Raw genomic sequence first — 12,764 nt, 5'->3', positions numbered from 1 at the left:
CTGGGCGCCTCATTCCGCCGGCAGCGCGTAGGCAATAACGGCGTCGCTGATCGGGGTTTCCATAAAGTGGTGACCGCCGGGGGCGATGACCACAAACTGGCGACCATCGGCCTCGTAGACGATCGGATTGGCCTGGCCGCCGCCAGGCAATGCGTCACTCCACACCGTCTCGCCAGTTTCGATGTCGATGGCGTGGATCAGGTCGTCGGTGGTCGCGGCGATGAAGACCAGCCCGCCCGCGGTGATGACAGGACCACCATTGTTGGGGGTGCCGATGTCGAAAGGCAGCATGGAGGGGATGCCGAAGGGGCCGTTCTTTCGGGCCGTTCCGAAAGGGCGATCCCATACGGTCTCTCCGGTCGCCAGATCGATGGCGCGGATTCCGCCATAAGGGGGCTGTTTGCACAACAGGCCCGTCAAAGGTACGCGCCAGCCGGCATTGACCTGGATAGCGAAAGGCGCGCCGACTTGCGGTCCGGCTTCGCCCAACGGTGACTCTCCACCCGCACTAGCTTCATATATGGGCGTCAGGCCCGCAGCATCGGCCTCCTCGCGCGGAATTAGGCGGTTGTGATTGGGCATGTTGTTGTAGTTGGCAATGAGCAGCCCGCGTTCGGTGTCGATGGCGATGCTGCCCCAATCGTTGCCGCCATTATAGCCCGGGTACTGGATCCAGTGCTGACCTGAGGTCGGCGGGGTATACATGCCTTCGTAGTGGCTGCGCCGGAACTCGATGCGGCACCAGAGCTGGTCGAGCGGCGTCATTCCCCACATGTCGGCTTCTGTCAGGGCAGGGAAGGCCAGTGTGTGATACGCGGAATAGGGCTGGGTTGGCGACAGATATTCCGGTTCCACACCGCCTTGTGGCACTGGGCGCTCCTCGACGGCAAACAGGGATTCCCCCGTCGCCCGGTCGAGGACGTAGATGTCCCCCTGTTTGGAGGCCAACACCACAGCGGCGCGGGAGCCCTCGGGCGTGGGGAAATCGATCAGTGTGGGCTGGCTGCCCAGGTCGTAGTCCCAGACGTCGTTGTGGACGGTTTGGAAGTGCCAGATGTCGTTACCGGTGGTGACATCTACAGCGACCAGCGCGGTGGCATACTGGTTCTCAAGTTCGCTGCGGTTGGAGCCGTAATAGTCGACCGACGAATTGCCAAGTGGCAAATAGACTAGACCGAGCTCTTCATCTCCGGCGGCGGTGGTCCACATATTGGGCGTGCCGCGCGTATAGACTTCGCCCTCGACAGGCTTGCCGCGATTGTTCGGGTTGCCGAGGTCCCAGGCCCAGGCAAATTCGCCAGTGACGGCATCGAACCCGCGGACCACGCCGGAGGGCGCGTCTTCGGCCTGACCGTCCTTGACCTGGGCACCGACGACTGCGATGCCGCGAACGATGGTGGGAGCGGAGGTTATCGAGTACCAGCCTGGCGCTGTGTCGCCGATGCCTTCTTCAAGGAAAACCTGCCCGCCTTCGCCAAAGTCTGAGCAGAGCTGACCGGTGCGTGCGTCGACCGCCAGCAAGCGCGCGTCCAGCGTGGCCCATAGAATGCGACTGGCGCAAGCCGCTTCGCTTGGCGCGTCGGGCACGTCATAATAGGCAACGCCGCGGCAAGTGGCGCCATAAGGGATGGCATCCGCAGAGACCTGAGGGTCGAAGCGCCATTCCTCTCCGCCAGTAACCGCGTCAATGGACAGCACAATGCCCATGCCGGTGCACATATAAAGGTCATCCCCAATCTTCACGGGCGTGTTCTCGGGCGAGTATTTGCCTTCCGACGCTTCATTCGGCATGTCGCCGGTGTTGAATTCCCAGACACGTTCAAGATGACCGACATTTTCGCGTGTAATCTGTTCAAGCGGGGAGTAGCGCGCGGCCGCATAAGTGCCACCATACGCCGGCCAGTCGGATCCAACGTTTGGACGTGCCATGGCCGGTCGAGGCGTTTGCGCCGGGTCGAGCGTCTCTGACGGACTGACGCTTTCCTGCGCCAGCGGGTGCGATTCTTGGATGAAAGTGAGCGCCATAGCGGCTGCACCAACACCCGCCACGCCGATGGACATCACAACCACGGCGTTCCGCCCGCCGGCGAGGCGTCCGCGCAAAGCCGGAACGGCGATTAGCACCAGGATCAGAATAACGGTGGGTGCGACCAGTCGCGGGACCTGCGCCCAGCCATCGAAGCCTCGTTCCCAGAGAGCCCACGCTACTGTTCCCGTAAACGTGAGCAGGTACGCCCAGACGGCCAAAATGGATTGGCGAAACAGGAACCATGCGGAGACCAGGAGGCCGGCACCGGCGAATGCGTAGTACCAGGAGCCGCCCAGAGTTATCAGCCACAATCCTCCGACGAAGATTGGCAAGCCAAACAACATCATGATCGCAGCCAATGCCCACACGGCCCAAGACGCCACCCCGTTTTCTCTCTCCGCCATACTGCTCTCCTCCACAAAGTCTGTGGGTTCGGAACGGGACGAGAGGACAAGGGGTTCCCATATGCGGGAGCGAGTTCAATAGCTGGACCAAGCCTGGTGGATGATACTGCTATTGCGTGCTGGCATTGGAATCCCTTGCAGTGGTGGCCGCCCAGGTCCACTCGTCATGGCCGCAACTGCTGCACGCTCCCAGTTTCACCGATCGTGACCGGCTGGCATTGCCGCAACGCCGACACACCAGAGGCCCGCCTCCGACGGGCCAAGTGTCTTTGATCCTCTCCGGTGCTTCAATATCCCAAGGAGGGACTATGGGCAGGCCCGGCCTTGGTTTTGGAGAGCGAAAGACGGTGAGGACCCCATCGGTTTCGATAAAGGCGCTACTAACCTGACCTAGGTGTTCGATGCCGTGTTCGCGCAACTGCTGAAACAGTTCGTTCCTGCTTAGATTATCGCTGTTCAGAAAGGCGGCGGTAATTGTGCCGGCGTGTACAGCTTCGTCGGGAACACCATCAATAACCCGCTCGGCCCGCTTGTTCCTCGCGATCAACATATCCAGGCCCTTGTTGACCACGACCACCACGGTGATCACCAAAAGGGCGTGCACCAACGGCACGTCAGGATAGAACATGGCGTCACCCACCGCCGAGCCGAGGGCGATCACCAGAAGAAACTCCACTGTCGACAGCTGACCAATTGTTCGGCTGCCAAGCCATCGCATCAGCCCCAGGGTATAAGCGTAGACGACCAGCGTTCTAAATACGATTTCCAAGAGAAAGATCGGCGGCTGATCGCCGAAGATCATTCTTTGCAGGTGCGTGAGAACATCGCTCAATTCAGCCTCCAGCCAGAGGGAAATGAACGGAACTCCATCAGAAGTGTTCCGGGACTGAGTAGCAATTTGCCAGCGCGTGGTGGCCCCATCTGCCGGTTGGGGCTTGCAGCACAAAGGAACCTCCGCGCCGCGCTCTGGCACTAGTATCGTTCGTGCTGCAGCCGCCGCAGAAAATTCGGACTCGATGTGGTTCAAAGCGCCCCTGATTTCGGGCGACGGCGTCCGCATTGCTGCGCCAGGCCGGCCTACTTCCTCTTGCGAGTCGCCAAGATCAGGGCAGCGGCTGCGGGAAGGGCGATCAGCAGAGACCCAAATGAAACTGTGCCGTTGTGTGTCGGCTTTGTTTCTACGCCGTCACGATCTGGAGGCCACACACGACCGACGGTGTCGGCCATGGTCGCTCCCCGTGTTCCGAGAGGTTTGGCTGCGCCTGTGGTCGAGTCCACAGCAGTTTGGTGCTCTATCTCCGAATTGAGTTCCGCACCTGCTATTGTGATCGTTGCGGATATCCAGAGCCAAACCATAAGCCCTATCACGGCGCCGAGTGATCCATAGGTTGCATTATCATCGGCAAAGTTGGTCACGTACCAAGAGAAGAGTATGGACGTCCCGCCTAACGCTAGGACGCTCAACACGGCGCCGGGCGTGACCCAGCGCCATTTAGCCTGCTCGCGGCAGGGACCCCAGCGATAAAGCGCTGCGACGCCCAAGGTTAACATGAGCAACATGGCTCCATCGGCGGCTATTCGGATCATCCATTCGTAGCCTTCCCCGATCGCAAGCAGTGATAGAACTGCGGGGAGGATGACGACCACGGTCGTTACCAGAAGTGCGGCTAGCGAACCACCCACGGTGAATAGCAGAGCCAGGCCGTTCAACATCAGGAAGGACCGGCGTTCCTTCTCGTGGTAGGCTATGTTCATAGCCTCGAACATAGCTTTAACGCCGGCGCTGGCACTCCAGATCGCAACGGACAGCGAGATCACGAGGGCGATCCCAAGTGCTCCGTCGCTTTGCGAGGTGAGGCGGGTCAGCTGATCTCGAAGGATGTCGAGCACTCCGGGCGGCACTATGCCCGCCAGAAGGTCGACATGGCGGACGACGCTTACAGGATCGTTGAAAAGGCCATAAACCGAGACAAAAGCGCTCAAGGTCGGGACCAGAGACATCAGGAGATAAAAGGTCGTGCCAGCCGCGGTGAGCAGAATTCGATCTTCATTGATCGCCCGGTAAAGTCGCCAAAGAATGTCTTTCCAGCCCGCTAAGGGTATCGCCGCGGGCTTGTCTGCCTCGCGACCTCGACCGCGTTGCGAGGCATATTGCCTGTCGGTCTGATCCATTTGAATCTCCGAAAGCGAACGGGGAGGCGGTTAGCCTCCCCGTTTGTTTTAGCTCCGGTGGTCTTGCGCTTCAGTCGGGTCAGTCTGGTTCCCGCCGCTCCATCCATCCTTCGTTTCTTGGTAGAGCTCGCCGACTTTCTCAGTCGCTTTTTCGTAAACGTCCGCAGCGGTTTCTTTGCCACGATCGTAGACATCCGAAGCAAGCTCGCTGGCTTTGCTCTTAACGGAATCGGCGACATCGCCCATTAGGGCGTCTTCCTGAGGCGTATGAGGAAGCGCCGAGCCCAGGGCTGCACCCAAAGCGAATGCCAACGCCCCGCCAACCAGTGGCTGGTCCTTGAACTGATGCAGGATGGTTTGGTTCAAAGTGTCGACTTGGGATCGAACTCCTCCGGCACCTTCTTGGGTCCCGGAACGGATGGCGCTGGCCTGGGAAGTGGCTGCATCGCGAAGGTCGCCAAGCGTCTCCCGCGCCTTCTGCCAGGTATGTGAAGCCCAGCCTGAGGCTTCTTCGATAAGGTTGCCGGCCTCATCTCGGAAACTCTCGATACGTTCGCCCGTCGCGCTGGTGAAACCCTTGAACCGTGCGCCAGTTTCGTCGACGAAATGCCCCGCTCGTCGACCGCTTGCGTCGGTCAGAGCTTTGAATGTTCTTCCCGCGTCGTCGGCAAATTCTGTGATGCCGCGCCCCTGTGCGTCATAGGCGTGGGAGCGCCTGTGGAGGCTGACGCCACTGATGCTTGTCACGGGGAGATCCCCATAGTCGTCATCGCGGTTTCGCCCCCAGTCCCGATCAGAGGCGGGCTCCTGTGGTTTGGCCATTAGCCAGGCCAGACTGACACCAAGAAGTGCAACCGGAAGGGGATTGGCAGTAACCTGCCGCTGCAGCGTTGACACGAACTCCCCTCCGCCGCCCTTGGTATAGGCAAGCAACTCATCGACCAGTTGACCGGGGGATAGTTTGGCCTGGATTTCGTCGATGGTGGATTCGACCTTGTCGCGATGCATATCGACCTCGCGCTGCAACTCAGCGGCGCTCTTGTGTTCGCTATCGTTTGCCATCAAAGCCTCTCCTTAACAACGTTCGCGTCACGACCCAGGGAAGCCGCGGTACGATTCATGTTCAGGTTGCTCGCCTTGAGCGCGCTCAAGCCCTTCGACAACGTCACCCAGCCGGCAAGACCGACGACGACGGTAACCGCAAAGGCCGCCAAGGCGTTCGCGAGGGTTGGGTTCATTCCCCCGCTGACCATCCATGCGGCAAGCAAGGATACGATCGCGGCGAGCAGAACGCCGAGTGCCCCTAAAAGAAGAACGCCTCCGATTGCGATTGATCCGGCCGCGCCGCTTACCTCGGACACCTTCTCGGAAGCTTCAGTTTTCGCCAGTTCGATTTCTTTACGGAAGAGATTTGACAAGTCACCGACAAGCCCACCGATCAGTTCCGGGAGAGGTCGCCCTTCATTTGTCTGAGACATCACATCCCTCCTGCCGGTTCACCCTGGCCGCTATCGCCTTTGAACGGTTCGGATTTCGCGTTTTGCGCTCGCGATTGCTGTGATGCGCCGGTCTGCCCTTGCGTTTTGTGTCGATGGCTGGATGCCAGGGCAAAGCGACTTGCCGCAAACCCGGCGAGGGCCGCCATGCCCAAGAAGGCCACTGGCTGGGTGCGTCCAAAGTCCTGCGCGGCGGCAAGGAGATCATCGACATCCCGGGACTCTATCTGCTTCCCGAAGTTTGAAAGTCCGTTCGCCAAATCCCGGGCATAGCGACCAACATTTTGCTGGTCAGTTCCCTCGAGTTCGCTCGCAACTTTGGAGAGCGCGTCAGCAACTCCCTTCATCTGGCTAGCAGCCAGATCCTTCTGGGTCCCGGCAAATGACTTTGCATTTTCAGTGGATTCGCCAATCTTTTCCTGCGCCTGATGGCCCAATTCCCGAACGTTGGAAGCTGCCTGTTCGCTTATGGCGTCCAAGTCCTCCTTGGCACGAGAAATCCCTTCGTTGAGTTCGCGGTTTGCCAAGTCTCGCAAATCTGGCGTGGGATTTTTAGGCGTCCCTTCCAGCTCGTTCCGGTCCTCGGTGCTCATCGCAGTTTCTCCAATGTGTATCTTTTCGCACAATGGTGTGCCGCTATAGTGGTTCCGAGAAATGGGTACGGAGACGATCACTTCCTCGGCGACGTGCCAGGCGTCGACTGAGCGGGACTCGGGGTGAAGTGCTGCCCGCAGCATGCCACCAAAGCAAGGCGCTGCTCTCGACCTGCGTTACTTCCATGGTTGGCGCTACCCGCCATGCGTACTCCGAGAGCTAGAGGAAGCTTCGCGGGATTACGCCAGACTTATCGGGAGTGAGTTGTGGCACGAGGGCGTGGGGCGTTTCATCTGACGCCGATTGGGCGGGATCCGCGTCACCCAGGTCTCCATATTTCCCGACCTTAGGTGTTTTCAGGGTGATCTCGGTCTTCGCCTTGCTTGTTCTCGCTGGTTACCGGCGTGCGCTTTTGGCTGCGAATAAAACCGTATGCGATGGCTGTCACAAATACGATGACGCCCACCAACAGCACCAACCCAACAACCAGCACGACCATCCAAAAAGCAGGACCGTTGCTCATGTCAGTTTTCCTTTTTCTTCCTAACGGCGGACGCTGAGCATCGTTGCGCATACGACCTCTTGGATTGCCGTGGCACGCAGGAACAAAACGTTGCGCCTTCCGTTGTTTTTGCAGGTTTGGAGGCAGGTTTGGAGATTGTATAAACATGGCGCCGCGGCCGTTCTGGAGAGGTTATCTGAAACTGTCCCTCGTCACTTGCCCGGTTCAAATGACACCCGCGACGTCAGACGCCCAGAAAGTCCGATTTCACACGCTCAACGCCAAAACGGGCAATCGTGTTGTCAGCCAATATGTGGATGCGGTCACCGCGAAGCCTGTCGACGAAGACGACGAGGTGAAAGGGTATCAAAGAGGCACAGACGACTTTGTGATACTCGAGGATGAAGAGGTCGAGGCCGTAGCCCTAGAAAGCACGCGGACGATCGATATCGAGAGGTTTGTCGCGCGCGATAGCATCGAGTGGATTTGGTACGAGAAACCGCATTATCTGACTCCCAACGATCCCGTCGGGGAGGAAGCATTTTCCGTCATCAGGGACGCAATGACGTCTACCGATACAGTTGGTATCTCGCGGCTGGTCATGTATCGGCGGGAACGCGCGGTTATGCTGGAACCTCGAGGAAAGGGAATTGTCCTGTGGACGCTCCGCTTTGGCGACGAGGTGCGCAGTGAGAAAGACTATTTCGGTCGGTTTAAGAACGACAAGACTGACCCCCAGCTAATGAAGGTGGTCAATAAACTCATTGCCGATCGCACGGCGCCTTGGGATCCCAAGATGCTCAATGATCCAGTTCAAGATAGGCTGCTCGACATCATTTCTGCCAAGAAGAAGGGCAAAAAGCGCGTTGCTAGAGCCAAGCCTTCGGCGCCCAACAGCAATGTCATCGACATCCGGGAGGCACTTCGAAAGAGTATTGGCTCCGAAGACAAGCGGAAACCGAAATAGCTGGCGTCGGTCTTCATTGCCTGAGCCGCTCCTAACTAAGCTTGCGCTTGTTCTTGGGCGCAGGAACCAGCGGCTGAGCTGCGGCCCGAAAGTTCTCCCAAGGGTCGGACACCAGGGCGGCGAGCCGTGTGGGGGTGTTTTCGACCGTGAAATAATCCGGACCGACGCTGGTACTTAGTTCCTCCCACGCCAGAGGCATCGAGACAGCTGCCCCCGGTCGAGCGCGTGTCGAGTAGGGGGCTACGGCAGTCATCCCCCTTTGATTCCGCAAGTAATCAACCAAGATTTTGCCTCGGCGCTTCGACTTGGTAATAGTCGAAACATATTGGTCAGGACTGTCGGCGGCCATACTATCCGCCATCGCTTTGGTGAATGCCTTGACGGTAGGCCAATCCGCCTTGGGCTGCAGGGGCGCCACCACATGAAGTCCTTTGCCGCCAGAGGTTTTGACGAAAGCGCTCAGCCCTGCTTGAGTAAGCCGCTGCCGGACTTCTTCTGCTGCGAGGATGATTGCCTCCCACGTCACACCCTCACCGGGATCGAGGTCCATGGTTATGATATCGGGCCGCTCCCAGTCCTCTATCGTTGATCCCCAAGGATGAATCTCCAAGGCGGCAGACTGCACGAGGCCGATCAGCCCATCTAGATCATTGATCGAAATCAGAGGCTCTTGTTCCTTGTCCTTTGGGTCGGTCACCAGAACAATATGCTTGTTGAGGCCCTTCCAAGCGTGCTTTTGGAAGAACATCGGGCCATTAATGCCGCTCGGGCATCGCAGCAGTGCCAACGGCCGACCAACTATGTGCGGCGCGATAAGGCGCCAAACCTCAGTGTAATAGTCTGCGAGCCCTTCCTTCGTAACACCTTGGTCTGGCCAGTAGATCCGGTCGGGGTGTGTCAGTGCAACCGTGCGCCGCTGTGGTTTTGGCCCCGAGGTTTTGCCCTTTGGAGTTTCTCGCACCACCTCGCTCCCAACTTTGTCCTCCCGCAGCCCTCGATAAGAGGCATGGCGTAAATGCCCATCCGCCGTCCACGCCCGGAACTCAACTTCAGCCACCAGCTCGGGACTAACATACTGGACATGTCGCCCTTCTTCTGCGGTCAGTTTGCGGGCGAACGGACTGGTGGGGATGCGCATGCGATCGAGCTGTTTGAACAGTTCTTCGGCCACAGTAATTGAAAAGCCGGTGCCGACGCGCCCGACATGCTCAAGCTTTCCGTCGTCGTATATCCCCAATACCAGGGAGCCGATGGCCGTGTGGGAGATCGATGAGGGCACAAAGCCAGCGACGACGAATTCCTGCCGTGCCGAGCATTTCGATTTGATCCACGCCTTACCTCTTCCCGACCGATACGGCGCATCGCGCAATTTCGAAATGACCCCCTCTAGGCTCAGTCGACAGGCGTGACGCAGAACGAGCCCTCCATTCTCTTCGAAATGGCTGCTGTAGCGGATAAGCCCCCTTTGATCGCCGACCACTTGTTCCAGGAGCAACTTGCGCTCGATCAGCGGCAAGGCGCGCAGGTCATAGCCGTTGAGATGAAGCAGATCGAAAACGTAGTATACGAATCTGTCCGAACGTCCGACGCTGAGGTCGGCCTGGAGGGCAGAAAAATCTGACGCGCCCGAGCCATTCTCGACGACCAGTTCACCATCAATCAGCGCGGCGTCCACTGCTAAGCCCCGTAATGCTGCCAACACCTCATTGCCGAACCTGTCCGTCCAGTCGAGACCGCTCCGGGTGAGGAGCTTGACGCCGTCGGCGTCAAGGCGCGTTTGCAGCCTATATCCATCGAACTTGATCTCATGAATCCAGTCATCGCCAGCCGGCGGCTCCTTCATCAGAGTGGCAAGCGAGGGTTCGATGAACTCTGGCAGCTGCGCCTTTTTTGCGCCCTTGATAGAGGCAGGGTCGAGACCCTGTATGGCTTTCAACTGGGGAGAAGCGAGGGACTTTGTGGGCTTTTGGACCGAGGACTTGGCGCTCGTTCGGGATTTTGTTGACCGCCCCTGAGACGCGGAGACTTCGCTCAGTTCGCGTCCGGTTTTGACCGACTCTGGACGTTCCTTGAGAATATCGATGTCGCTGGGCGTGCGCGCGGCCTCATCATCGCTTTTGATAAGCAGCCAATTTTCGCGTTTTTCGGATGGCTTTCCGTGCATCTTCACCAAATGCCAGCGCCCCGATAGCTTTTCTCCAATTAGATCAAACTCAAGGTGGCCCTTGGCAAATCCCGCCTCTGCGTCACCGGCAGGCTTCCATGTCCCCCGGTCCCACACGATCACCGTACCGCCCCCATATTGGCCTTTGGGGATTGTCCCTTCGAAGTCGTTATAGTCGAGGGGATGATCCTCAACGTGGACGGCCAAACGCTTTTCACCGGGAACGAGACTGGGCCCCTTCGTCACTGCCCAGCTCTTCATCACACCGTCCATCTCAAGCCTGAGATCGTAGTGCAGACGGGTGGCGGCATGTTTTTGAATGACGAAGGCGTTGCCGGTTTTCCGGGCCTTCCGGCCTTTCGGTTCGGGAGTCGCGCCAAAGTTGCGCTTCCGGCGGTAGGTGTCGAGAGTTCCCATAACTAACTCGCCTTACGATGGGCGGGAGCAGCCTTCGCTTTCGTCTTGTTGCGGCGGGTTTTGGCAGAAGCGCCAGCACTTTCACGAAGTGCGGCCATCAAATCTATCACCTTGGCCTGGGGAATCTTCTTCGAGTTTTCGATCTTGCGGCCTTCGAGCTTCGCTTCCACGACATCTGCAAGGGCCGTTTCGTACCGATCTTCGAATGTACTGGGATCGAATTTGCCTCGTTTGGTCTTGATGATGTGTTCGGCCAGCTCCAACATCTCGCTCTCGATCGTTATGTCGGGAACGCTGTTGAAAGCATCTTGTGCTGACCTGACCTCATAGTCGAAGTTGAGTGTTGTCGCGATTAGCCCTTGCCCATGGGCACGGATCAATACCGTACGAACCCGGCGGAACAGCACCGTCTGAGCTAGGGCGGCAACCTGCTTTCGCCGCATTCCCTCGCGGATCTGGTCAAAAGCCTCTTGGGCATCGGCATCGGCGGGGGCGAGATAGTAGGGTTTGTCGAGATAGACATCATCGATCTCGTTGCAGCCTATGAAGGTGGACACCGCCAGAGTTTTGTCGCTGTCAGGAACTGCAGAGGCGACTTCTTCGGGGTCGAGCATCACATACTCGCCCGATTCAACTTCATAACCTTTGACCTGTTCTTCCCGACCAACCTGCTTGCCGGTGTCGACGTCAACAAATTGGCGGTGGACCCGATGGCCCGTAGCTCGGTTGAGCGTGTGAAAAGCGATGCGGTCTGAAGTGGAAGTGGCGGTGAAAAGAGACACCGGGCACGAAATCTCCGCGATCTTCAAAAAACCCTTCCAACTTGCCCTGGGCGCCAAAACTGTTCTCCTGCGCGTGATGAGCAAGAAACGAGATAGTCGGAGGCTTTGTTCCCCCCAAACAGTCGGCCTGGCTCGATCACAATTCGCAACCATCAAGATTGGAGCTCGTTCTTCTGGCGCTTTGAGACACAAATCGGAGAAGAGACAATGAAGAACACACTGAAGCTTACGGCCGTTGCTGCTCTGCTGACCTCAATGGTGGCCCCGGCCTTTGCGCAGGATGCTGGTGCCGCTGCCGGCGCGGGCGTTACGGTTCAGACACCTGCAGCGGGCGCGAAGGTCGGCGCAGACGTCAAGGCCAATGCTGGCGGCATGTCCGATCAGACCTATGGCTCGGTGGTGTCGTCGATCGCAGGCTCTGCGGACGTCGATCTGTCCACCGTGGCGGAGGATGCCAATATTACTATCGTGCTGCTGTCGTCGCTCCAGGGCAATGCCGCAACGGAGGCGGCGGCACTTGATGAGGCGCTAAGCGCCAACGCGGACGCAGTAACCAAGTTGCATACCAACATAGCTGCTAATGCAGCTATCAAGACGAAGCTTGAGGCCGATGGTCACACCGCAGACGACGTTGTTGCCGTAAAGAGCAATGCAGACGGATCGGTAACCGTATACGTCGACGACCGCGCCTAACCTAATCATGGGCCCAGATCGGCGAGATCTGGGCCCCTCCGTGGTCGGGGCGCGCGGCGTCGTTGCGAGCGCGACAGTGTTCGTAGTCCAAGCTGGATGGCCTAAAGCAGCACTAGCAATGTGCGAGGTTAGCCTGCTAGGGGCGTGATTAGGCAACCGCTCTAGAGGCTGAGGGTGCACGTCGTTCTTAGGAAACTCATATGCAGTTCTCCATTTTGACGGAAGCCAACGCGGGCTTCGTCCAGCTGGTTGCTAATCGGACTGATTGTGATCAATGCGACCGCGGCATGCCTGATAGCGAAGTGACGGGGAGCGCCAAGCGATCGTGTAATGTGAATGTCGAGCGGCTGTTCTCTTTTTGTTCGCGGTGCTAGGAGTCGTCTCCTCTCACGAGGTGGATGGAAATGGCGACCCTTACGACAGAACAGAAACGCCGCGATCCGGCGCGGCAACTGACCGAACGTGAAGCCTGGGACCTGTGGCAGGCCGGTTTCCGGTTCTCAATCTTCGACCCAACGACGGACACATATGTGATCTCGCCAGC

The 12,764-nt window shown here is 58.4% G+C and carries 11 protein-coding genes; 2 read left to right on the top strand and 9 right to left on the bottom strand.

What is annotated here, in order from left to right; genetic code table 11:
- Positions 1-9 precede the first annotated feature (9 nt).
- The 7 genes from ACZ5WT_RS17350 to ACZ5WT_RS17320 all read right to left on the bottom strand — a co-directional run bounded on the left by ACZ5WT_RS17350 (position 10) and on the right by ACZ5WT_RS17320 (position 7,218).
- On the bottom strand, positions 10-2,433 hold the full coding sequence (locus ACZ5WT_RS17350) for a membrane-bound PQQ-dependent dehydrogenase, glucose/quinate/shikimate family (RefSeq protein ID WP_464285012.1): 2,424 nt from the start codon (positions 2,431-2,433) through the stop codon (positions 10-12).
- Positions 2,434-2,542: 109 nt separating this feature from the next.
- A complete protein-coding gene (locus tag ACZ5WT_RS17345) occupies positions 2,543-3,265 on the bottom strand; it encodes a DUF421 domain-containing protein (protein WP_464285011.1) in 723 nt (240 codons plus the stop codon).
- A 245-nt stretch (positions 3,266-3,510) separates the two neighbouring features.
- The gene (locus ACZ5WT_RS17340) at positions 3,511-4,605 is read right to left on the bottom strand and encodes a YihY/virulence factor BrkB family protein (RefSeq protein WP_464285010.1); all 1,095 of its coding nucleotides are present in this window, start codon (positions 4,603-4,605) and stop codon (positions 3,511-3,513) included.
- A 48-nt stretch (positions 4,606-4,653) separates the two neighbouring features.
- On the bottom strand, positions 4,654-5,667 hold the full coding sequence (locus ACZ5WT_RS17335; RefSeq protein ID WP_464285009.1) for a DUF3618 domain-containing protein: 1,014 nt from the start codon (positions 5,665-5,667) through the stop codon (positions 4,654-4,656).
- Positions 5,667-6,083, bottom strand: coding sequence for a phage holin family protein (locus tag ACZ5WT_RS17330; protein WP_464285008.1), 417 nt, complete (start codon positions 6,081-6,083; stop codon positions 5,667-5,669). The genes ACZ5WT_RS17335 and ACZ5WT_RS17330 overlap by 1 nt, the downstream gene beginning before the upstream one ends.
- Entirely contained in the window at positions 6,083-6,694 is a 612-nt protein-coding gene (locus ACZ5WT_RS17325; RefSeq protein ID WP_464285007.1) for a nutrient deprivation-induced protein, read from the bottom strand. The genes ACZ5WT_RS17330 and ACZ5WT_RS17325 overlap by 1 nt, the downstream gene beginning before the upstream one ends.
- Before the next feature lie 347 nt (positions 6,695-7,041).
- On the bottom strand, positions 7,042-7,218 hold the full coding sequence (locus ACZ5WT_RS17320) for a hypothetical protein (protein ID WP_464285006.1): 177 nt from the start codon (positions 7,216-7,218) through the stop codon (positions 7,042-7,044).
- A 145-nt stretch (positions 7,219-7,363) separates the two neighbouring features.
- Between ACZ5WT_RS17320 and ku (ACZ5WT_RS17315) the strand changes: the two genes are divergently transcribed.
- Complete coding sequence (gene ku / locus ACZ5WT_RS17315; RefSeq protein WP_464285005.1) at positions 7,364-8,164, top strand: non-homologous end joining protein Ku; 801 nt, start codon at positions 7,364-7,366, stop codon at positions 8,162-8,164.
- Between the two features lie 31 nt (positions 8,165-8,195).
- Here the strand turns inward: ku (ACZ5WT_RS17315) and ligD are convergent, their stop codons facing one another.
- Positions 8,196-10,745, bottom strand: a complete 2,550-nt coding sequence (gene ligD, locus ACZ5WT_RS17310; RefSeq protein ID WP_464285004.1) for a DNA ligase D — start codon at positions 10,743-10,745, stop codon at positions 8,196-8,198.
- A 2-nt stretch (positions 10,746-10,747) separates the two neighbouring features.
- Positions 10,748-11,584 carry a non-homologous end joining protein Ku gene (ku, locus tag ACZ5WT_RS17305; RefSeq protein ID WP_464285003.1) on the bottom strand — a complete coding sequence of 279 codons (837 nt, stop codon included), beginning with the start codon at positions 11,582-11,584 and terminating at the stop codon, positions 10,748-10,750.
- A 150-nt stretch (positions 11,585-11,734) separates the two neighbouring features.
- Between ku (ACZ5WT_RS17305) and ACZ5WT_RS17300 the strand changes: the two genes are divergently transcribed.
- On the top strand, positions 11,735-12,220 hold the full coding sequence (locus ACZ5WT_RS17300) for a hypothetical protein (protein ID WP_464285002.1): 486 nt from the start codon (positions 11,735-11,737) through the stop codon (positions 12,218-12,220).
- The last annotated feature ends 544 nt before the right edge of the window (positions 12,221-12,764 follow it).

The organism is Devosia sp. T2-14, from assembly GCF_055397495.1.
The sequence above is the reverse complement of the archived record's forward strand: the minus strand, read 5'-3'. Positions and strand labels throughout refer to the sequence as shown.